We start from the raw sequence: 22,845 nt of genomic DNA on the forward strand, positions 1-22,845 counted from the left end.
TCATTTTTACTGTACTATTTATCTCTTTTTAGCACAACAACTTCGGTAGACCCCAATCATCAAGAATGTCAATATCAGTGGAAACCTCATTGATTTGCCAGAATGGTCTCCAGATTTCTTGAGCTTTCAGATGGATTTTCTTAATCTTGAAATAATAAATAACTTGCGTCGTGGTTTAGGGTTATCCGATCTTGAATTAAGTATACCTTTTAATCAATTGTATGCAATGTTTAATGGTGGTGAAGAACCTCTATTCAACAAGATATCTGTAGAAATTCCTTTCAATAGTATTTACCCAAATATTGGGACAGCGGATGATGATTTTTTAAGTTTACCGGAGTCCTTTGGGGCAGAAAACCTCTACGGTGAAGCAGGGAATGACACCCTCTATGGCAACTCATCCGACAATCGGATCATGGGTGCAGAAGATAATGATGTTATTTATGCCGGAGATGGGAATGATCGCCTTTTCGGAGAAGAGGGTACAGATGCCCTCTATGGTGAAAATGGTAATGATTTCCTAGATGCTGGGAATGAAGATAATTCTAACGACAGTCTCTATGGCGGTGCAGGGAATGATACTCTCTTCGGTTGGGGAGGTGATGACGATCTGCGAGGTGAAGATGGTAACGATGAACTCTATGGACATGAAGGAAATGACAGTCTCTATGGTGGTGCAGGTAATGACCTCCTGATCGGGGACGTAGGAGATGACGACCTGCGAGGTGAGGATGGCAATGACCGACTCTATGGACAGGAAGGAAATGATAGTCTCTATGGTGGTGCAGGTAAAGATACTCTCTTCGGGGATGTAGGGGATGACGATCTGCGAGGTGAAGATGGAGATGATGAAATCTATGGACAGGAAGGAAACGATACTCTCTACGGCGGTGCAGATAACGATCTTCTTGTTGGCGATGTAGGAGATGACTATCTGCATGGAGAAGATGGAGACGACTTACTCTATGGAGACGAAGGAAATGATACTCTCTACGGCGGTGCAGACAATGATACTCTCATCGGTGGTCTAGGAGATGACGAACTGCATGGAGAAGATGGCAACGATCTTCTCAAAGGAAATGATGGTCACGACAAACTCTATGGCGATGCAGGTGCAGATACTCTCTATGGTGGCACTGGCAACGATATCCTCGAAGGCGGTAGCGGTAACGATCGCCTCTATGGAGAAACGGGTAACGACTCCATCTACGGAAACTCCGGTTATGACTACATCGAAGGCAACGCCGATAACGACTTCCTAGATGGCGGTAGCGAAAACGATACCATCTACGGAGGTACGGGAGACGACCACATCTGCGGCGGTAGCGAAAATGACCTTCTCTTCGGACAAAGCGGACACGACAAAATTTACGGACAAGCAGGCATTGACTATCTTGACGGCGGTACCGGTAACGACCTCTTAGACGGCGGTAGCGAAAACGACCAACTTTACGGTCGCCTCGGGGACGACGAAATGTATGGCGGGACTGGCGATGACTTCCTCATGGGAGAACAAGGAAACGACTATATCGACGGTGGCGCAGATATCGATACCGTCAGCTATCATACCTCCCCCGAAACTATCTATTTCCCCAACAACTACGGCACCGCTTACAACGGCGTAACCGTCAATATTGACAACTGGATGCTTATAACAACGATCGCAGCCAACGCCGCAACCATCACGTCAACAACAAAAACCCCGACTCCTACTACATCGACCTAGAACCCAACTTCGCCATCAATAACGGCACAGCCTACGATGGTTACGGCACTATCGACACCCTCCGCAACCTCGAAAATATTATCGGTTCCGACTATAGCGACTTCCTCATCGGTAACGCCGAAGATAACGAAATCCTCGCCGGACTCGGTAACGATACCGTCATTGGCAGTGGCGGCGACGATACCCTCGATGGTGGCGACGGCATCAATACCGTCAGCTATCGTCGCGATCGCCGAGGAGTCGATGTTAACCTCACCACCGGCAAAGCCAAAGACGGGTTTGGCGGTAACGATGAACTCAGCAACTTCCGCCACGTCGCCGGATCCAAACGCGGCGATCGCATCATCGGTAACGCCGAAAACAACATTCTCACGGGAGATATTGGCGGCGACACCCTCGAAGGCGGCCGCGGCAATGACTCCCTCTACGGCGAATACGACAGCGATCGCCTCATCGGCGGCCTTGGCAAAGATACAATCTTCGGCAACCAAGGAAAAGACACCATTTGGGGTGACTTAGTGGGTAACACCACGACTGGCGATGCCGACTACATCCGAGGCGGCGACCAAAGCGACGACATTCACGCCGGCGGTGGCGATGACTTCGTAGCCGGAGATAGCGGTTTAGGTCACGATCGCATCTGGGGAGATGCCGGCAACGACACCCTCGAAGGCGGTCGCGGTGACGACCAAATTTCGGGCGGTACCGGTAACGATCGCATCTACGGACAAGATGACTACGATCGCCTCTATGGTGACGCAGGTCAAGATTACATCGAAGGCAACGGCGGTAACGACTATATCGAAGGCGGTGCCGGCAACGATACCCTTTACGGTAACGGCGATCGCGACACCCTTTACGGTAACGCCGGTAACGACACCATAGAAGGCGGAGACCTCCACGATAAAATCTGGGGCGGAAGCGGTACCGATCGCCTCTTGGGTAACGAAGGTTCCGACGAAATTCACGGCGACGGCGATCGCGACTATATCGAAGGAGGAAGCGGTCAAGATACCCTCTGGGGAGACGATGGCGCAGATACCCTCTTTGGCGGCGACCAACGCGATAAACTCTACGGCGGTAAACATAACGACATCCTCTACGGCGATGCCGACATGGACACCCTCTACGGTAACGACGGCAGCGATCGCTTATACGGTGGCAGCGAAAATGACCAACTTTATGGCGGAACCGGTAACGATCTCCTCGAAGGAGGAAGCGAAAACGACCAACTTTACGGCGACGAAAATAACGATCGCCTCTACGGTCAAGACGGCCTCGATACCCTCTTTGGCGGTAGCGGCAATGATAAACTCTACGGCGGCAATCAAAATGACGAACTTTACGGCGGGTTAAACAATGACAGCCTCGAAGGGGGAGACAATAACGATAAACTCTATGGCGAAGCAGGTAACGATCGCCTGAAAGGAGATGCCGGAGACGACCTCCTTTACGGTGGTTTAAATCATGACATCCTTGAAGGGGGCGACAATAACGACCAACTCTACGGCGATGCTGGCAACGATCGCCTCCAAGGAGATGCCGGAAATGACCATCTTTGGGGGGGAACCGACCGCGATCGCCTCTGGGGAGGTGCCGGCGAAGATACCCTCGAAGGAGAAAGCGGTAAAGATCGCCTCTGGGGAGATGCGGGGAATGACCTGCTTTATGGTGGCGATAATCACGACGATCTTTATGGAGGCAGTGAAAACGATCTTCTCTACGGAGATGCCGGCAACGACCGTTTAGAAGGCGGAGACGACAACGACACCCTTGATGGTGGTAGCGGTAACGATAACCTCAAAGGAGATGCTGGCGATGACCGTTTAGAAGGTCAAGACGGTAACGATACTCTCGCCGGTGGCAATGACAATGACACCCTCTTCGGCCAATATGGCGACGATCGTCTCTACGGTGGCAGTGGTAACGATACCTTGGATGGAGGACGCGATCGCGATCGCTTATTCGGGGATCTCGGCTTCGACCTTCTCCTCGGCGATCGGGGGAATGATACCCTCGACGGGGGTGCCGGCAATGACACCCTCAAAGGTGGATTTGATAACGACCTTCTTAAAGGCAATACCGGCAACGATGACCTTGACGGAGAAGATGGCAACAATGCCTTCTATGGCAGTGAAGGTAACGATACTCTCAAAGGTGGCACGGGCAATGACTACCTTGACGGCGGCAGCGACCACGATCGCCTCTTTGGTGGGTTGGGTAATGATATTCTCTACGGTCAAAGCGGTAATGATGTTCTCAATGGATCGGAAGGTCACGATCTGCTCTCTGGACAGGCAGGAAACGATTTATTGTACGGTAACGATGGGAACGATACCTTGCAAGGCGGATCGGGTTGGGATGGTCTCTATGGTGGTAGTGGTGCCGATACCTTTGTCTTAGAAGCGAATTCCGGTTTGAATACCATCTTTGACTTCGATTTCAATGAAGACCGTTTCGATTTAAGGGGAGCGTTGAGTTACGATGATCTCACCTTTACTCAAGGAAGTGGCAGCCAAAACGGTCGTGCTCTTATTGGTATTGAAAACAGCACAGATATTCTCGCTGCTTTAGTCGGAATTGAGGCTGGACTTCTCAACAATTCTTACTTTAGTTAATATTTTCATTGACAAATAGGATGCGAGGAGAAGTCTTCTCTCGTATCCTGAAAGTATTCAAATTGATGTTAAGGTTTGGGAAGAAGCAATGCCGAAAGTTAAATTGCAATCATGTCCCAAAAAAATGAAACGATTCCTCTCATTTTGGCACTTTTAATGACTGCGGGGATTTTAGGAGGGGGATTTTGGTGGTTGACTCGCAGGCAATCCAGTAATCTGACTCAAAGTCCTCCATCTGCCAATCCTCCGGCAACGGCTCCCAATGCCCCGCCTCCGGCAACGGCTCCGATCACAACTTCAGCACCGGGAACAACTTTTCCGCTTCTTCCTTCCATTCCGGCTGGCACTTTTATGAGAGTTGATGGCTCGACGAGTATGGCGCAAATTAATAAGGCGTTACAGGAAAAATTTGAGGAAAAATATCCAGGAGCCGGAGTCGAGTGGCAATCTCGAGGCACGAGCAAGGGTCTAGAAGCAGTTTTATCTGGAAGGGCAGAAATTGCGGCCATTTCTCGCCCTTTAACTCCTCAAGAACAAGGGCAAGGATTGGTGAGTATTCCCATTGCACGAGATGCGATCGCGATCGTTGTCAGCAACCGTAACCCCTTTCAACGCGGTTTAACTCAAGCGCAAATTGTTGCTATTTTTACCGGACGAATTACAGATTGGTCGCAAGTCGGAGGAACACAAGGACAAATTCGCGTTCTCAACCGCCCGGAAATTAGCGGGACTCACCAAGCCTTTAAAAGTATTGTGTTAAACGGGGGCAATTTTGGCACGAGTTCTAATATTCAAATAATGCCCAGAGATGAAACAACAGGAATGTTGCAAGCACTAGGAAGAGATGGGATTGGTTACGCAACGTTTAATCAAGTCGCCGATCAGCGCACCGTGCGCGTTGTTCCGATTGATGGAGTCACGCCAGAAGCCGCGAGTTATCCCTACCAGCGAGAGCTTGCCTATGTTTATAAACAACCGCCAACGAGTAGCGTAGAAGCCTTTTTGGGCTATGTTACTTCTGATGAAGGGAAGGCAGCGATCGCGGGTCAATAATTCTCTTGGTTTCAAAGTGTTAATAGATCGCAAATTTCTGCTTATATTTTTTGCAGTTGAACCCGATTTTTTGAGCCTACTGCTCATTGTTTAATGACTTTATCAATTTATCAGGGCATCCCAATCTATACAGCACGGCGTATTGTCTCATCTGAGAAACGTGGAAGCTCTCGCCCCATAGTCATTGAAACAGATGCCGGTTATTTTCTAACAAAGTTGCGTGGTGCGGCACAAGGCACATCAGCATTAGTAGCAGAGATCGTGGTTGCTGCACTGGCTGAGGCTCTGGGATTATGGGTTCCGTGTCAAGCCCTGATCTTAATTGATGCTGCGATCGAGAGTGAAAATCGTGAAGCTGAATTTCTAGATCTTCTGACAGCAAGCTATGGCATTAATCTAGGATTTCAGTACTTGCAAGAAGCCAGAGATATACATCCTAATGAAATTGAGACAATTGATGAAGATTTCGCTTGCAAAGTGCTTTGGCTAGATGCTTTGGTGATGAATGTCGATCGCACAGTTTGGAATCCAAATTTGATGTTTTATCACAACAAAATTTGGCTGATTGATGGTGGAGCCGCTCTTCCTTTCCAATACAATTGGTCGGCTGTTTTAGAAGACTCTCCACGTAATATGCCATATGCAATGAACCATCATATTTTTTGGGACAAAGCACATGATTTTGATATTTGGGATGATGAATTGGCGAGGAGACTATCAACCACCGTTCTTCAAGATGCCGTTTCTAAAATTCCTGATTGTTTTCTCCAACCTCTGCTAAATTCTGGAGCTTCTGCCGAAAAAATTGAACGAAAAAAACAGGCTTATGCAGCATTTTTATGGAAGCGATTGAAGTCTCCTAGACCATTTATGGATATGTGGCTATCTCACAAATCATTACAAAAAGAAAGTTAACGATAATTAAGAATCGCGATCTCTATCGAACTTTATTGCTATGCAGCTATAAGCGATCGCTAATTCTGAAATGCTATACTTTTAACAAAATATTTTGCCTATTGTTCTCGGTCAAACCGAAAATCCAAAACAACCTTGACAGTACAAGAAAACTAAATTAAGATAAAAAGAGAATGTTACTCTATCAAAAACAATGACTGCTCTCAACATTGCAGAAATTATTCCTATTTTCAGAATATTTGATGAAGCCAAAGCCAGAGAATTTTATTTGAATTTTCTGGGTTTTAAAGTAGATTGGGAGCATCGATTTGAACCCGATACGCCAATTTATATGCAGGTTTCAAGAGGAAAGATTATCTTACACTTATCCGAACATTCCGGCGATTGCAGTCCCGGAGCAACTGTCGTTGTTAATATGCAAAATATTGCAGAATATCACCAAGAATTAAGTCAAAAAAACTATCGGTATAACCGTCCCGGAATTGAAATTGCGCCTTGGAATGCGAAAGTGATGGAAGTTCTCGATCCCTTTAGCAATCGCCTGCGTTTTACCCAAGATATTCAAGAGGATAGCTCGACAACTTAACCCCTCAATGCGATCGCTTTTTCCAAAATATCGGGCAGTTAGGAAGAGAATGTGGCAATATAGTATGTTAAGCGTTCAGAATGAGCAAAAAATTCTATGTCAGTCTTGGCAGCAATCGGGGTTCTCGCCCTCTTAATCGTCGTACACGAACTCGGACACTTTGCCGCCGCACGGTTGCAAAATATTCGCGTCAATCGCTTTTCCATCGGTTTTGGTCCTGTATTGCTTAAATACCAAGGATCTCAGACCGAATACGCGATTCGAGCTTTTCCCCTCGGAGGATTTGTCGGATTTCCCGATGACGAACCCGATAGCGACATTCCTCCCGACGATCCCGACCTACTCCGCAACCGTCCCATTTTAGATCGAGCGATCGTGATTAGCGCGGGGGTAATTGCCAATCTCATTTTTGCTTACTTTCTCCTGACTGCTCAAATCGCCACAGTGGGATCCCCCGAGTTTAACTATCAACCCGGAGTCGCGATCGCGGATGTCGTCACCGAACCCGTAACGGCTGCACAGAAAGCAGGCATTGAAGCGGGAGATATTATTTTAAGCATTGATTCTCAGAAACTCGCAGCATCAGCAAACGTCCTGCCCGAGTTAATGGAAAAAATCCAACAATCTCCCGATCGCCCTCTCGACTTAAAAATCAAACGCGGGGAAGAAATTTTATCTCTCCAAGTTACCCCAGAAAAAGGAGAAGACGGTCAAGGGAAAATTGGGGTAATGCTTTCTCCCAACGGCGAATTATTCCACAAGCGTCAAAATCCTATCGCCGCCTTAAACGCAGGTGCCAGCGAATTTCAACGCCTTAGCGTCTTAACATTTCAAGGATTTGCTCATCTCATTGGTAACTTTAGCGAAACCGCCAATCAAGTGGCTGGACCCGTGAAAATCGTTGAAATTGGCGCGAGTCTAGCTCGTTCTGATGCGGGAAGTTTATTCCAATTTGGTGCGCTAATTAGCATTAATTTAGCGATTATAAATATCTTACCTTTACCGGCATTAGATGGCGGTCAGTTAGCATTTTTGCTCATCGAAGGACTGCGCGGTAAACCTCTCCCAGATCGCATTCAAGACAGTATCATGCAATCGGGCTTTGTTTTACTTCTCGGCTTAGGTGTCTTTCTCATTGTCCGCGATACAATCAATCTTGAAGTTATTCAAAAGTTGTTTCAGTAAATAGAGAATAAGCAACGAAAAAACTCAGTGAAAGTTAGAGAAGAGAAGGAAAGCTAATTTCCTAACAACAAATAACCAATAACTAATAACCACACCCGTGAGTGTAAATCGTAAGTGGGCGAGTCATCAACAAAGGGCGCTGGAAATTCTCGTTCGTCTCAAGCGCCTTTATCCTAATGCAACCTGTAGTCTCAGTTATCAAACAACCGTTCAACTTCTTGTTGCAACCATGCTTTCGGCACAATGTACCGACGAACGAGTCAATAAAGTCACGCCAGCATTATTTGCTCGTTTTCCCGATGCAAAAGCCTTAGCAGAAAGCGATCGCGAGGAACTCGAAACTCTCATTCGTTCGACAGGATTCTATCGCAACAAGGCGAAAAATATTCAAGGCACTTGTCAAAAAATCATCACCGAATTTAATAGTGAAGTGCCTCCCTATATGGATAAATTGCTGCAACTTCCGGGGGTGGCGAGGAAAACTGCAAATGTTGTTCTCGCTCACGGGTTTGGCAAAAATATTGGCGTAACGGTAGATACTCATGTTAAACGATTGAGTAACCGTTTGGGATTAACAGAACATAGCGATCCCATCAAAATCGAACGAGATTTAATGCGACTTCTCCCCCAAGCAGATTGGGAAAATTGGTCAATTCGCCTTATTTATCACGGTCGCGCGGTTTGCAAAGCCCGTAAACCCGATTGTCAAAATTGTACTTTAGCCGATCTCTGCCCTTTCAATGAGCAAATAACTAATAACCAATAACCAATTGTTTGCCGTTCGCTAATTTTGAGTTTATTTTAAATTGTACCCATGCCTATATTCCTCCGCCATATTCTCGCTATTGTGGCATTACCTTTCCTCGTAACCATCGTCATTCCAACCTTACTCGCACAAAAATTTCATTTAACTTTAACCTTTGGGACTACCTCGCTTGATTATTTTGCTCAAGCGATCGGAGCGATTATTTTTCTTTGTGGTTTAGTCTTTTTTCTCGGTTCTCTTCATCGTTTTATTACTGAAGGCCAAGGTACATTAGCACCGTGGGATCCCCCTCAGAAACTTGTCGTTAGCGGACTCTATCGTTATGCTCGCAATCCTATGATCTCTGGGGTTGTCTTGATTCTCATGGCAGAGGCTTTTCTCTTGTTATCGATCGCTCATTTTGCATGGGCGCTTTTTTTCTTCTCGATCCATTCAGTCTATATGTTAAAAATCGAGGAACCCCAACTAGCAAGACGCTTTGGGGATTCCTACTTAGAGTACTGTCAAAATGTACCGCGACTTCTGCCTCGCTTGCATCATTGGGAACAATCTGGGATGACAGACCTTAATTAATATTGAGCGAATAATTGCAGTTAAGCAGCAATAAACTCATTCCACTTTTGCACGAGATAAGTTTGTTCGTCCATGACAGAATTCCAACAAACAACATTGCCCAAGCGATCGTTAAAAGAGCCTCCATCGCGCACGGCATCTTTATCGGCAATTTTCTTGCCAAATGGATCGAGAATGTCCTCACTCGCAGGCTTTCCTTCATACCAGAAATCCCATTCAAAAGGTTTCATAAACTTCTTCGCATTTTCTGGTGTGGCGCTGTAATATCCCTGTCGTCCGAGGAATGCTCCTAACCAGCCATCTAACATCCAATTCAGATACTCATAAGCCGCATCTAATTCAATTCCAGAAAGATTGCGAGATAAACCAATACCGCCTCCCCAGCCGCGATATCCTTCTTTTAAGGGACCGTAAGTACATTCTATTCCCCTTGCGCGTACAGCCGTTACGGCAGGAGACCACATCGATTGTAAAACCACCTCTCCTGATGCCATTAAATTAACAGATTCATCAAAGGTTTTCCAAAAAGCACGGAATTGTCCGTTTTTCTTTTGTTCGATGAGAATTTCGGAGACGCGATCGAGTTCTTCTTTGGTCATGTTTCCTTTGTCGCCAAAGGTCATAATTCCTGACGCTTCAATGACCATTGCCGCATCCATAATACCGATGGAAGGAATATCTAAAATTGAGGTTTTGCCTTTAAATTCCGGATCGAATAATTGCGCCCAAGATTCAATTTTTTTGCCGACTAAATCCGGTCGCCAGCCGAGGGTATCGGCATTATATTGAAAGGGAATTAAAGTTGCCCAATCTGTCGGCGTTTCTGAAAATTCTTTTGAGTCTTCTCCTGTGAGAAACATGACTTTTCGCGGTGCAGTGCCTTGAGAAGTATTAACGGGAGCATTTGCATATAATTCCCCTGATGTAAAGATGGGAACGATTTTATCAAAATCCTTGACTTTCTTAACGTCAATCGGTTGTAAATTTCCAGAAGGAATTACTAAAGGTAAGCTGAAATATTCTCCATCAAAAATGTCGTATTGTTTGGGTTGAGTAATAGCAATTTGATTATTTTCCTCTGTACTCAGCGCCCGCGTATCGACCTTGAAACCGAGATCTTTTTGGATTTGCTCGGCAACGTCATTAATTTGGGAAACCCCTGTACCGATAAAACGCAGCGTGACATCTTTGATTTTATTGGTATTGAGTTCTGGACTTCTTGGTGTTTCTTTTTTCGTTGTCTCCGAACTATTATTAGTACAGCCTTTAGCGGTTAGAAAAGCACCGGCAGCAAGTCCGGTTTGCATGAGTCTACGACGAGAAAGATTTGACATTGTTATTTGTTGTTAGTTGCTTGTTCTTGGTTATTGATTGTGAGTGATCTAACTTACTCTTTCTTTTGATTTTTGTTTTTAATGAGACAGAAAAATACACTCATTTGGCGACCAACTGAGATGAACCAATTGCCCTTCTTGATACTCTTCAGCGAGCCAGTCTTCGGTTCGAGTCTTATATAATAACTCTTTTTCGTTGCTTTCTTGGAGTAGGGAAACGCGAGTAATATAACCTGTGAATTCAACAGAAATAATGCGAGCAGGCAGAGAGTTAGAGTTAAATTGAGAAGATTGAGAATAAGGATGTAAGTGCATTAGATCGGAGCGCACGCAACAGGCTGCTTTTGTGCCGATCGCGACGGCATGACCTGTTGCTAAAAGCGTACCAATGCCATCAACTTCGAGGGTAATGACCTCTCGATCGCCATCTCTTGAACTCCCCATGACTTCCCCAACAAAAATGTTGTTATCGCCCACAAAACGGGCGACAAATTGAGAAGCAGGATGGCTATAAATTTGGGCGGGTTTCCCGACTTGATCTACCCGTCCTCGATCCATGACGACGATGCGATCGGAGAGCGCAAATGCCTCATCTTGAGCGTGGGTGACTTGCACGAAGGTCATACCGAACTTTTTTTGCAACTTTTTCAGTTCCCACCGGGTTTTTACTCTCAGCGACTCATCTAAGGCGCTTAAAGGCTCATCGAGGAGCAAGACTTGGGGGCGGGTTGCGAGAGCGCGTGCAAGGGCGATACGTTGCTGCTGGCCGCCGCTCAGTTGATGGGGTTTGCGATGGGCAAATTCCTGCATTCCCATCAGATCCAGCATTTCCTCGATAATAATGGTGCGATCGCGTTCTTTCATGCCGCGAATTTTCAGGCCAAACCCGACATTTTCCCAAACGGTTTTATGTGGAAACAGGGCGTAATTTTGGAAAACCATCGCCGTATTGCGCTTGGCGGGTGGCAGGGCTGTTACTTCGCGATCGCCGATGAAAATTTGCCCCCCCGTCACCTCTTCGTGTCCTGCTAACATCCGCAGGGTGGTTGTTTTGCCGCAGCCACTCGGTCCTAGCAAACAACAGTAGGATCCTGCGGGAATGTCAAGGGTGATATTTTCCACGGCGACGACAGAGCCGTATTTTTTAGTCAGCGATCGCAATTTTACCCCGCGAGCCTCGGGATGTAAGGGATCGTATTGAGGTGGGAGAGAAGTCGGCAACGGTTGCGCGGCTTGGGTCATGGTCTAGGGGCAAAATAGTTAAGATTTGATTAACGCGAACGTCTTCTGTATACAGGTAGAATGCGATCGGTTAATGTATAACACTCTACAATTTTTTGAGAAACTGCACGCCCAAGGAGCAAAAAAACGATGTCAGAGTCCCAATTTGTTTTTATTTGCGGTTCGGCGTTGCGAGGACAACCGGATCATCAAACTATTGCCGAAACAAAGTTTATTAAAGAAGTTAAAACTAAGCCTTGCTATCGGCTGCATTCTGTTGAAGACAAACATCCCGGTATTTATGAAGTCGCAGAAGGTGGGATTTCGATTCCGGGGGAACTCTATGAAATGACACAAGAACAATACGAATATCTATTAGCCAATGAACCACCTCATCTTTATCCTTTTTCTGTTGCTTTAGAAGGAGGAGGCGAGGCGATCGCAATGCTATATCCTCGCGAAATTATTGAAGAACGAAACTATACCGATGTTTCTAAGTATGGTGGCTGGACGGCTTATCAATTATCAATGAATAAATGAATAATGAACAACCATCAATGAATATTGAGCAACAATCTGCGATCGCGGCAATTCCTTTAGCTCCTCCCGAGTTTAAATCAGGATTTGTGGGCATCGTCGGGCGGCCAAATGTAGGGAAATCTACCTTAATGAATCAATTGGTCGGGCAAAAAGTGGCGATTGTTTCTCCCGTTGCCCAAACGACAAGAAACCGCTTACAGGGCATTTTAACGACTCCTGAAGCGCAAATTATTTTTGTTGATACTCCAGGCATTCATAAACCTCACCACGAACTGGGAAAGGTTTTGGTTAAAAATGCAAAAATGGCCATTGAAGCGGTAGATTTAGTATTGTTTGTCGTGGATAGTTCTACTGTCGCAGGAGGAGGCGATCGCTATATCGCAAATCTTCTTAAAAATAGCAAGACTCCCACAATTTTAGGATTAAATAAAAGCGATCGTGCTACCCAAAATCATGATGAAAGCTACGCTCAATTACAAGAAAAAAAGGATTGGCAAATCACTAAATTTTCTGCTTTAACAGGAGAAGGTCTCGATAATTTACAACAGCAGATTATCGCGAAATTAGCACCGGGTCCTTATTATTATCCCCCAGATTTGGTTACGGATCGTCCGGAACGTTTTATCATGGGAGAACTCATTCGCGAACAAATTTTACTGCTCACTCGAGAAGAAGTTCCTCACTCTGTTGCTGTTACCATTGAACGCGTCATTGAAGAGGAAAATATTACTCGCATTTTTGCCACCATTAGCGTCGAACGAAAATCTCAAAAAGGGATTTTAATTGGTAAAGGAGGAGGAATGTTAAAAGCGATCGGTACTGCCGCCCGAGAGCAAATTCAAAAGTTAATTTTAGGAAAAGTATACTTAGAAATCTTTGTCAAAATCAAACCTAAATGGCGACAATCTCGCTTACAATTAGCAGAATTGGGCTATCAAGTCGAACATTAAATTCATTGAAAATTAGAGGCTGAATTAAGTATTAGTCATATTTTGACAAATTACTGTTTCAAGTCTCCGAGGTTGGTCAGTTCCGATGCGAAATTTTTTCCCTGAAGCAAATTCCATTTGTACGGCATCTAATCCCGATACATTAAACATCCATGCGTCGGGAATTCGCCGAACTCCCCAACCATAAAACCAACGGTTTTTAACGATTTTTACATCGGTGACTTCTGCAAGATTAAATTCTTGATGAATTAAACCTAATCCAAACCAACATCGCAGTTTTCCGGCTTCTACTTCAACAGTTAAAGTACCGAAAAGAATGGCAATAATAGCGAGAAAGCCAACTGTTGCGATCGGTATCCAAATCGGTGCTTCTTTACCGACAAAAATTGATATAATTACAATTAGAGCAGCAGTGATGGCAAGAATCGCTAAGATAGTAATGCCAATTTGCGTATGTTTATAAATCATAATTTTACCTCGACACTTTTATGATTCTTCGCTAAATGCAAGATTAGGAAGATAGCTTTTTTTAGGGTTAAACTTCCACGATACCCCTTCGGGATCTTTCTCTTGACTCCAACGCCCAAAATCTGAGGTTTTACTCATTTCTTGGAGCATTAACTCAGAAACATTTAATCGCTTTGCCAGTTCTGCTTGACCTAATCCCGATAAAAAATCGGCCAAGGTATCAAATTCTGCAATGTTCACGATCTACCTTTATTTTAATGACTTCACTTCTATTATGCGCGATCGCGATCGCATCATCGGGATAAAGTCAATATATTGTTACGAAATATTGTTACGGAATATTGTTACGAATCTAAATGATAAACATAAGCAGTTTTCGTCATTGAGTTGCGATCGATCCAATCTCCCATCTTTGTTAATTCTTGAAAAACCTCATAAGCCCGTTGGGCCATTTTAGCGGTATATTCTTCCTTCTCATCTTCATATTTAAAACTAAATTCAACCAGTAAAGGATTATGAGGATCTCCTTTGCGATCGCACCAAACAATCAAAGCACATTCAGCTTTAACAAGCGGTGATTTTCGGATAGTGAATTTAGCATCAGTAATGACAGCTTCTCGGGCAATAAAATCTCCCACTAAAACAATTTCTCTATCTTTTTTGAATCCATCGATTTTGGTTTCAATATCGGGATAAAAATTGCTAACATCCCCTAAATTCTTGAGAGTTTTACCATCGTTAATCTCCTGTTTTGTAGAAAAACTGTAGAGCTTTAAAAATTCAGGCTTGATATCTTCCTCAAATTCGGAAATCTCCTGTTTTGTAGAAAAACTGTAGCGTTTCAAAAATCCGGGCTTGATATCTTCCTCAAATTTAGTTTTACCTTTATTCTTTTTGCGAGCATCCATATTTCTATCTTGAGAAATATAACGATCGGGATGACGAAATTTTAGTGTTACTTCCCTTGACTTTTCATCCAGATCGATTCGCTCTCGAAATACATAGTTACTCGTTCTTAATAATCGTTCTTTTGTATCGTAAAACTTGATCGTTCGGTTCTTTTCGATCTGATTGAGATTCCCTTCAATTTCAGGAACAATCTGAGCAATACGGGTTTGAAAATCTTGCCAAAAAAGAGTTGAAGCAGAGAGGATTTTGGTTGTTTCTCCCCGAAATTTTTCGGCTTTTAACATGATTTTATATTCGCGGGAAATAACTTTTTCCTTGTTCATAAAACTTAATTTTTTGAAAAATGAAGACTAAATGCCTGTCAACTCATAATAATCGATTTGACTGCGATCTGAAGGTTATTCCGAGAGCGGCGTTCGCAGCGCAATCCAAGCCAATTATATTGGTATTAGCAATAAAGGCGATGCAATGCCCAATCAGCAAGACGGGAAAAGCATGGATCGGTCAATTGCACAAGCCCGATCCCGGTACGATTTAAGCCACCTTTTTGCCATATGATGGGAACGTGCAGCCCGATCGCGAAGTATCTCCAAAAGAGAATCGTTTATGGGCGATCGGCGATGATAACGGGACACAACATCCCAACTGGAGGAAGAGTGGCTGCTAAGGCTAAAATTCATTTTTTACCTGTGATTTTGGCATGGGTATTTTGCCTCAAAGTCTCCAAAAACCGAGAATCTCAGTTCTCAACAGCGCGAATTTTTACAGATTTTTTCCCTCTAAAACTCTCAACTCCTCGTCTACAATAAGCATTGCCCAATCTGAACTTGATAAATTTATGAAATCGCAACGCGGCAATTTGCGTAAAAATCTTTTCTTCTGGATCGCTGCCCTCATCGGGCTAACTTTAGACCAACTGAGTAAATATTGGGTAATGAATGGCTTTAACCTTGGCGAGACCATTCCCATTTTGCCCGGAATTTTTCATTTTACCTATGTGGTTAATACCGGAGCCGCCTTCAGTCTCTTTAGTGGGGGGGCGGACTGGTTGCGATGGCTTTCTTTGTTCGTGAGTTTGGGACTGATAGTTTTTGCGTGGTCAGGTCCTCCCATGAGACTCGTCGAACAACTCGGCTATGGGTTAATTTTATCAGGAGCGATCGGGAATGGAGTTTGTCGTTTTCTCTACAGTCACGTTGTGGATTTTCTCGATTTTCGTTTGATTCAATTTCCCGTGTTCAATCTGGCTGATACTTTCATTAATATAGGCATTGCTTTTCTCTTATATGCGGCCTTTTTTCAAACTCCACCGAGGAAAGAAATAATCAATAACGAGTAACCAATAACAAATGGCTAATAACCCTGTTACCCAAATTTTCACCCAAATTGCCCAAACCATTCAGGCGCAGGTTAATACGGCATTTGCCCTCAAACCGGGGGCGAGGGTTCCAGAGTTGTGGGTACAGGAAGAAAATGCCGACCAAGCTGATATTTATCCGTTAATTGGCGATAAATATACTTTAGGGAGAAGTTCTCGTCAAAGCGATATTGTGGTGCGAAATCCCGTGGTGAGTCAAGTGCATTTATCTTTGACTCGCGATCGCAAGCATCCAAATAATTTTCTCCTCCGAGATGAACAATCAACCAACGGAGTTTATATCAAAAGAAGGCGCTTGGATGCTCTTTTTCTTCGTCATGGGGATGTCTTGACTCTCGGTCCTCCCGAATTAGCCAATGGGGTTCGCATTCAATTTCACAATCCGCCCCCTTTATGGGTACGCCTCCTGCGTTACAGTCTCTATGGAGTCGGTGGAATTACGGGAATTATTACGGCATTAATTCTCTTAGAATGGACGAAAATTCCCATTCATCCCTTACCTTTGGGGGTGCAAGGTCCTGTGGTGATTAACGCCCGGGACGGACAAACTCCTCTGCGTCCTTTGCGTACTGATGCCCATCGGGAACTCAAGCGTTTAGGTGATTTTTCTCCCTATCTTCCCAAAGCTGTGATTGCCTCGGAAGACAGTCGCTATTATTGGCACATGGGAGTCGATCCTTTGGGAATTTTGCGGGCGGTAATTATTAATATTCAAAGACAAGGTATTGCCCAAGGAGGAAGCACGGTTACCCAACAGTTAGCAAGGAGTTTATATCCTGAATATACTGGGCGATCGAATACGGCGGGGCGGAAAATTCGCGAGGCGATCGTGGCTTTGAAATTAGAGACTTTTTATAGCAAAGATGAATTATTAAAAACCTATTTGAATCGCGTTTATTTGGGAATTGGCAGTTATGGGTTTGAAGATGCGTCCCGGTTTTATTTTAATAAATCGGCGGCGGATTTAACCCTATCAGAAGCGGCAAGTTTGGTGGCAATTTTACCCGCCCCCAATAGTTATAATCCGGTGCAGGATTACGAAACGGCGGTACAGTTGCGCGATCGCATTCTGACTCGCATGGCACAACTGGGGATGGTTTCCCAAGAAGAAGCGACTCGGGCGCGGCGATCGCGCATCGAAGTCAGTCCGGAAGCCGAAAAAGCGCTATCCAGCACTATTGCCCCTTATTTTTATAGCTACGTTTTTACAGAAATTCAGGAATTATTAGGGGAAACACTGGCAAGAGAAGGCAATTTTATTATTGAGACGGGGTTAGATATTGCCAAGCAAAAGGAAGCCGAAAAAGCCTTAAAAAATGCCGTGGAAGGAGACGGATCGCGCTTGAATTTCCAACAGGGGGCGATCGTCACTCTCGATAGTAAAACTGGGGAAGTTTTGGCTATGGTAGGGGGAGTGAATTATGCTCAAAGTCAGTTCAACCGGGCAACCCAAGCACAACGACAACCGGGATCGACCTTTAAAACTTTTGCCTATGCGGCAGCGATCGCAGAAGGAAATTCCCCCGATAAAACCTATGCTTGCACCCCTGTTTCATGGCTGGGACAGCGCTATCGGGGTTGCGAGCGCAGTAGCGGTAATATTGATATGTATCGCGGCTTGGCACAGTCGGAAAATGCGGTCGCCCTAAGAGTGATGAAAGATGCTGGCTTAAACGAAACGATCGCGATGGCAAAACGCTTGGGGATTAAATCTCAATTACGCGCCTCACCGGGATTGGTTTTAGGAGAAAGCGAGGTCAATGTCTTGGAGTTAACGGGGGCTTATGGGGCATTGGCGAATAATGGATTATGGCATCGTCCCCATGCCATTCGGCGCATTCTCGATAGTGGCGACTGTACCGATCCCAATAATCTCCAAACCTGTCGCATTATTTACGATTTTGCTCGGGACAGGAATGCTACTCAACAAGCCATTTCTCGCACGATTGCACAAACCCTCACCAATTTATTACAAGGAGTCATCCAAGGCGGAACCGGAGGACGTGCCGCGATCGGCTGGGGAGAAGCCGGCAAAACCGGGACGACCGATCGCGCTGTGGATCTCTGGTTTGTTGGTTACATCCCCTCACGCCAACTCGTAACTGGAGTGTGGCTGGGCAATGACAATAATTCTCCCACTCGTGGTAGTAGTTCCCAAGCAGCACAACTCTGGGGACGTTATATGCGCCAAATCGTGCGTTAATATTATGAGCTAATATTATGCTTTAACTTTGTTGCCTGCTTCTCTCCCCTACACCGATAACTGAGGAATTTTATTCTTTTTTAGATGGGTTGTCGGCAGAGCTTTATTACAACTCTTTTCCAAAACAAAATAAATGCCTTGACGAACCATTGTTTCTCGAGCTAATTGTCGTTCCGCCGATTCGTGCAGAAGATAGGATTGAATGGGAGGAATTTTTCCTTCTTCAAATACAGTATAGTTGTTAGGAATTCGACTTAAGACATAAGCAACTAAATCCGGAAATAAATCTCTTTTAAGAAAATCTTTCTGGATGCGATCGGGCTGTTCTGCAAGAATTTGGTCGATATCTTCTTTCACTAATAAGAGAGTCAAGTTGACCAAGTTTTTTGTCATATACATCCTCCTACAAATGCCTCCTAAAAACTCTTCCAGCAGACTAATAGCGGCTCTTGCTATCTAAGTCAATTATAAACATAAAACGGTAGTGTATGAAACCAAATAATCTTTATAATTCTTATGGTTTTGCTTTGAGTCACGATCGCATCATATCTTGTTACACAAAAAACGAGCCTTGTCAACTCCCGATATTAAGTAATTATGCTTGTTTGAGATAGCAAAGAAGCAAGAAAGGCATAACCCTCGATCGCGCATTGATAATTCATCGTTGATAATTGATAATTGAAGTCGTTCGTGTTAGCGTTCCCGATAGGGAGCAGAGATGCGGAACTCAATTCAGCATATCCAATCAACCTGTTGATACTTGATACTTGTTCATGTGCCGTAACTTCAACGTTTTTCTGAGTCCTGTTAAAATCGAACACCTGTTTTTTACCAAAGACCCGGAAACAGGAACTTATCGAGTGCGCCCGAGCAATATGATTCAAGCGACATTGCACGATCGCACGACCTACGCGACGGCACTGGCTGAAGATTGCTCCAAGAAAAGTACCAAAGCCGGCTACGATGCCGCAGGAATGGCGATCGGGGCGATTTCCCTCAATGCCATCTTAGACCTCGTGGAGGAATGCGATCGCAGCGATCGCGGACTCTCTCATGCAGAAATGGCTGAAGTCACCACCCGCATTCAAACCGAAGCATTAACAGGGGTTAAAGTCTCTCGGGATGGAGGAGATTTACTAAAAACTTGGGAGACTCTTTTAAATCGTGTAGATTTAAAGAACACAGAATTTGTAACTAATTGGGAAACTCACGTTCGTCAAGCCTCCCAAGGGGATATGTATTCTGAAAGTAATGCCCACCCTCATCAAGAATGTTTGACGCTGCCCAAGATCAGAATTTATCAACTCAGTCAAGAGGGACAACTTTTCTTTGAAGATCGCGATCGCGACCTCGGAGAAAGCATCTTTTCTGACACTCACAATGGCGATATCAATGATGCGTCCCGATACAAAAAGTTTTTAAGCTACGAAGGATTTCGCTTTTCTTCCAACTCCGATTCCTGTGTCGAACCCGCCCTCAAACGCTTTCTCTACGAACATCTCCGCAGCGATCGCCTTGCCCCTGCTTTACACCGTCTCGCTTATGTAGATCCAGATTATCTCGATAGCGATATCGCAATGGCCGACAGTAGCGGTTATATCGGGCATTATTTATTAGGAGAACAATTTGCCCAGAAAGAACTACAAGTTAAACTGAACGATAAAATTATTATCTTTTGTAATAACAATGGCAAACCGATCCAAGAATTTTTACAACAGGGTTTTTTGCGAGATGATAAACAATCTTTAGCCAGTGAAAAAATTGCTGAATTGTTAGGTTTAGCGACAACAATGGCACAAGCAGGAGCGCAACAAACTACAATTGCTTCCGCCCTCGTCGCCCGCATTTTTGAATATTCCAACCCAGAAAATAAGTTTACTTTCCAATCTTTTACTCCTCTTGGCAAACCCAGTCACGGGTTATTAAGTGGCGGGACTTTTAATATGTTGCGTGGAGGCACAGAACGCGGAGGGGAAGAAGGCGGAGAACTCATCTTTTATATTCCCAAATCTTACGATCTGAAGAACTATAACCGCGTTTCCTTTCTTTCCGCTTCTGAAGAAAATGCCTTGAAAGAGCAAGTTATTCTCTTAAATCCCGAATCTCTAACCGAAGGAAAAATCGAAATTGCTGATAAAATTGCTCAAGAGGTTAAATTTTTAAAAGACCTACAAGCAACTGCTTATATTACTGAAGGTGTTGCTCCTATTTACGACGTTCTCCCCGGTGAAATCGTCGAGGTTAGTGCCGATGGTCGGGTCAAATTATTCAATATCTATCGCGGTCGCGAAATCCCCTTGATTAGTGTTGAAAAACAGAACCAAACAGAGGCCTATATTCACACAGATATTCGCCGAGAACGTTTAGCCCCCCTCAAAGTTTTCAAAATTGAATATCGAGATTTAGAGAATCAATCAATTCCCTGTCCTTACAATAAATACGGGGAAGAAATTATTGTTATTCAACCTTTAGCCTTACGGAAAAACACCGAGAAATTATTTTCCAAATCTTATGATGGTACGGTGAAACTTCGCACCGGAGAAAGTGGCATTGGCTTAATGATGGGGACAGAAAATGAAACCTTACGCCATCAACGGATTCAAGCACTACAACAGATGATTACTGGTGCAGCAGGAACTTCTTTTCTTATCAATACGATCGCGGGAAATATGGCGCGAAAGCTCTGTCTAAATACTCTCCCGATTATGAATTTAGATGGCTTTACGGGGTCGGATACGATTCCTCCTTCTGCGAGTAGTAAAACGTTATTTGTGGCGAACTCGAATTCGGGGGGAACTTCCGATACTATTAAATTAACCCACGAACTGGCTAGCTTGCCCTCAGTCGTTGCGCGAATTGAGCGAGAAATTCAACATCGCGATCGCAATTTAGCCGCAACCATTGTAGCAAAAGCACGTTTAGAAGAACTGCGCTCCCTCATTAAACCCGACACCTTACGGGAAGATTTACCCCAGCATTTACAAGATTTTATCGCTACTAAAACACCTTGGATTTATGCCATTACCAATATCGAAGCCAGTCCATTAGGAAATATTGGCCGAGGACTTGATGCGATCATCCATCCGGCAGCCGGTGCGGGGATTACCAACTTACCAGAAGAAGAGTGCGTGGGGTCTACTTTTGCTGCAATGGCTTCCCTACAATGGCAATTGGCTTTACATACTTATATCGGCGAAATTCGCGGCGATATTTCTTCAGAATACGCCCAAGAAATCTATCAAGAATTAGCACGATTGCCAGATGTGATTGAAGAAATTGTCGGCGATAAAAAACTCATTTCTGAAATTGAAAGAATGTGTGCTGAATTAGTCGGGGGAAACTTTGATTTCGTCTACACAGGATATGTAGATGGAGTCCCAGAAGAACAGGCTCATAAAGCCGCCGAAATGATTCAAGAAATGTTTGCGGGTTGGCATTTCTTCCAGTTCCAACATGGCAAATATGCTCATATGAAACGCCGCACGCGTTACGCATTGGGATCGATTTTGGGGCACAATGCACCGCCCCCCAGTTGGTCATTTTTCCATGCCCGGGCGTTGAAATCTGCCAGCGAAATCGGTCCTCGAGTCGCAACTTCCTTTTTTATCGCCCACCAAAGCGATCGCGAAACCTTACAAAATATTCCCGACTACGCACCAGATTATATTTTTACCTATCCAGCAGATAGTATTGTTTTGTATCCCTTTCAAGCTATCGTCGTTTCTCATTTAATTTCCTATTTCTGGGGTTTGAAAAAGAAAGAAATTGCTCAAAAAATCGAACAATGGAATCGCCCTCTTGTAGATTTATTGTGTCAAGTCGATCCCACAAGTTCGGAAATCTCCGCAGATTTGCGATCGCAGGTGGAAAATGTCGCGCGATCGGTCTTACGAGAGTTTTTAGAAATGTGCGATCGCACTCACTATTTCGATCGCATGGAAGGACGGCGACGGGAAGCCATTTTTACAACCTTATCCCTCCTTGCTGGAGAAGCCTCCGACTACGAACAACTACATCAAATCGGTGGCTTTCTCCACAGCCAAAAACAAGAAGTACGCGTGAAAATTCATCGCTTTGCTACCGAAGCGATCGACCATCAAACCTACTTAAAATTATTAAAAGATTTGGCATTAGAATTGAGCAATATCGAACAGTCCAAACGACTCGCCGATCGCTTCCTTCTCGATGAAACGGGGGCAACTTTACCCATTCAAGTCAATATCGATCGCCCTCGCGATCGCGTCCGCACTCTTTACGAGTCGGATTATTTAGCAGAATACGAAGGGTTGGGCACATTTTACGACGTAGAACCCGTTCACCCCCCCAAAATCGCCAAAGCGAAAAAAGGATGGCTTTAAATCAGTTATCAGTCACCAGCGATGCGACCCCGCGTCGGCGTAAGACGCAAGGGAACGCACAT

General features: G+C 44.6%; 19 protein-coding genes and 1 pseudogene. 14 read left to right on the forward strand and 6 right to left on the reverse strand.

The features are described 5' to 3' along the window. The first annotated feature begins 94 nt into the window (after positions 1–94). The 9 genes and pseudogenes from AC6RV6_RS24960 (at position 95) to AC6RV6_RS25000 (ending at position 9,422) form a co-directional block, all read left to right on the forward strand. The gene (locus AC6RV6_RS24960; RefSeq protein ID WP_500243596.1) at positions 95–1,726 is read left to right on the forward strand and encodes a calcium-binding protein; all 1,632 of its coding nucleotides are present in this window, start codon (positions 95–97) and stop codon (positions 1,724–1,726) included. Positions 1,727–1,833: 107 nt separating this feature from the next. Further along, positions 1,834–2,202: pseudogene (locus AC6RV6_RS24965) on the forward strand (calcium-binding protein); the annotation flags it as partial. A 42-nt stretch (positions 2,203–2,244) separates the two neighbouring features. After that, the gene (locus AC6RV6_RS24970) at positions 2,245–4,344 is read left to right on the forward strand and encodes a calcium-binding protein (protein ID WP_500243597.1); all 2,100 of its coding nucleotides are present in this window, start codon (positions 2,245–2,247) and stop codon (positions 4,342–4,344) included. Between the two features lie 111 nt (positions 4,345–4,455). Further along, positions 4,456–5,397, forward strand: a complete 942-nt coding sequence (locus AC6RV6_RS24975; RefSeq protein ID WP_500243598.1) for a phosphate ABC transporter substrate-binding protein — start codon at positions 4,456–4,458, stop codon at positions 5,395–5,397. Positions 5,398–5,490: 93 nt separating this feature from the next. Next, on the forward strand, positions 5,491–6,312 hold the full coding sequence (locus AC6RV6_RS24980; RefSeq protein WP_500243599.1) for a HipA family kinase: 822 nt from the start codon (positions 5,491–5,493) through the stop codon (positions 6,310–6,312). A gap of 193 nt (positions 6,313–6,505) precedes the next feature. Further along, a complete protein-coding gene (locus AC6RV6_RS24985; RefSeq protein WP_500243600.1) occupies positions 6,506–6,898 on the forward strand; it encodes a glyoxalase superfamily protein in 393 nt (130 codons plus the stop codon). Positions 6,899–6,994: 96 nt separating this feature from the next. Beyond that, positions 6,995–8,083 (forward strand): RIP metalloprotease RseP, encoded by a 1,089-nt coding sequence (gene rseP / locus AC6RV6_RS24990; RefSeq protein ID WP_500243601.1) that lies wholly within the window; start codon positions 6,995–6,997, stop codon positions 8,081–8,083. Between the two features lie 97 nt (positions 8,084–8,180). Beyond that, the gene (gene nth, locus AC6RV6_RS24995) at positions 8,181–8,849 is read left to right on the forward strand and encodes an endonuclease III (RefSeq protein WP_500243602.1); all 669 of its coding nucleotides are present in this window, start codon (positions 8,181–8,183) and stop codon (positions 8,847–8,849) included. A gap of 48 nt (positions 8,850–8,897) precedes the next feature. Continuing rightward, positions 8,898–9,422, forward strand: coding sequence for a methyltransferase family protein (locus AC6RV6_RS25000; RefSeq protein ID WP_500243603.1), 525 nt, complete (start codon positions 8,898–8,900; stop codon positions 9,420–9,422). Positions 9,423–9,442: 20 nt separating this feature from the next. Here the strand turns inward: AC6RV6_RS25000 and AC6RV6_RS25005 are convergent, their stop codons facing one another. Together AC6RV6_RS25005 and AC6RV6_RS25010 are read right to left on the reverse strand one after the other, a co-directional pair. Beyond that, positions 9,443–10,756, reverse strand: coding sequence for an ABC transporter substrate-binding protein (locus AC6RV6_RS25005; protein ID WP_500243604.1), 1,314 nt, complete (start codon positions 10,754–10,756; stop codon positions 9,443–9,445). 78 nt (positions 10,757–10,834) lie between these two features. Beyond that, positions 10,835–11,998: an ABC transporter ATP-binding protein gene (locus AC6RV6_RS25010; protein WP_500243605.1), complete on the reverse strand. Its 1,164-nt coding sequence runs from the start codon at positions 11,996–11,998 to the stop codon at positions 10,835–10,837. A 129-nt stretch (positions 11,999–12,127) separates the two neighbouring features. On the opposite strand from AC6RV6_RS25010, the gene AC6RV6_RS25015 reads away from it, so the two are divergent. Further along, positions 12,128–12,517 carry an allophanate hydrolase-related protein gene (locus tag AC6RV6_RS25015; protein ID WP_500243606.1) on the forward strand — a complete coding sequence of 130 codons (390 nt, stop codon included), beginning with the start codon at positions 12,128–12,130 and terminating at the stop codon, positions 12,515–12,517. A gap of 17 nt (positions 12,518–12,534) precedes the next feature. Continuing rightward, on the forward strand, positions 12,535–13,467 hold the full coding sequence (era, locus tag AC6RV6_RS25020) for a GTPase Era (RefSeq protein WP_500243607.1): 933 nt from the start codon (positions 12,535–12,537) through the stop codon (positions 13,465–13,467). A gap of 24 nt (positions 13,468–13,491) precedes the next feature. Here the strand turns inward: era and AC6RV6_RS25025 are convergent, their stop codons facing one another. The 3 genes from AC6RV6_RS25025 to AC6RV6_RS25035 form a co-directional block, all read right to left on the reverse strand. Next, a complete protein-coding gene (locus tag AC6RV6_RS25025; protein WP_500243608.1) occupies positions 13,492–13,935 on the reverse strand; it encodes a hypothetical protein in 444 nt (147 codons plus the stop codon). A gap of 18 nt (positions 13,936–13,953) precedes the next feature. Then, a complete protein-coding gene (locus AC6RV6_RS25030; protein WP_500243609.1) occupies positions 13,954–14,175 on the reverse strand; it encodes a hypothetical protein in 222 nt (73 codons plus the stop codon). 104 nt (positions 14,176–14,279) lie between these two features. Next, positions 14,280–15,167, reverse strand: a complete 888-nt coding sequence (locus tag AC6RV6_RS25035) for a hypothetical protein (RefSeq protein ID WP_500243610.1) — start codon at positions 15,165–15,167, stop codon at positions 14,280–14,282. A 515-nt stretch (positions 15,168–15,682) separates the two neighbouring features. On the opposite strand from AC6RV6_RS25035, the gene lspA reads away from it, so the two are divergent. Together lspA and AC6RV6_RS25045 are read left to right on the forward strand one after the other, a co-directional pair. Then, the gene (gene lspA, locus AC6RV6_RS25040; protein ID WP_500243611.1) at positions 15,683–16,183 is read left to right on the forward strand and encodes a signal peptidase II; all 501 of its coding nucleotides are present in this window, start codon (positions 15,683–15,685) and stop codon (positions 16,181–16,183) included. 10 nt (positions 16,184–16,193) lie between these two features. Next, complete coding sequence (locus AC6RV6_RS25045; RefSeq protein WP_500243612.1) at positions 16,194–18,425, forward strand: PBP1A family penicillin-binding protein; 2,232 nt, start codon at positions 16,194–16,196, stop codon at positions 18,423–18,425. Positions 18,426–18,473: 48 nt separating this feature from the next. On the opposite strand, the gene AC6RV6_RS25050 is transcribed toward AC6RV6_RS25045, so the two are convergent. Beyond that, entirely contained in the window at positions 18,474–18,818 is a 345-nt protein-coding gene (locus AC6RV6_RS25050) for a late competence development ComFB family protein (RefSeq protein WP_500243613.1), read from the reverse strand. A 380-nt stretch (positions 18,819–19,198) separates the two neighbouring features. On the opposite strand from AC6RV6_RS25050, the gene AC6RV6_RS25055 reads away from it, so the two are divergent. Continuing rightward, entirely contained in the window at positions 19,199–22,783 is a 3,585-nt protein-coding gene (locus tag AC6RV6_RS25055; protein ID WP_500243614.1) for a class II glutamine amidotransferase domain-containing protein, read from the forward strand. Positions 22,784–22,845 lie beyond the last annotated feature (62 nt).

The organism is Spirulina sp. LEGE 11439, assembly GCF_059821285.1.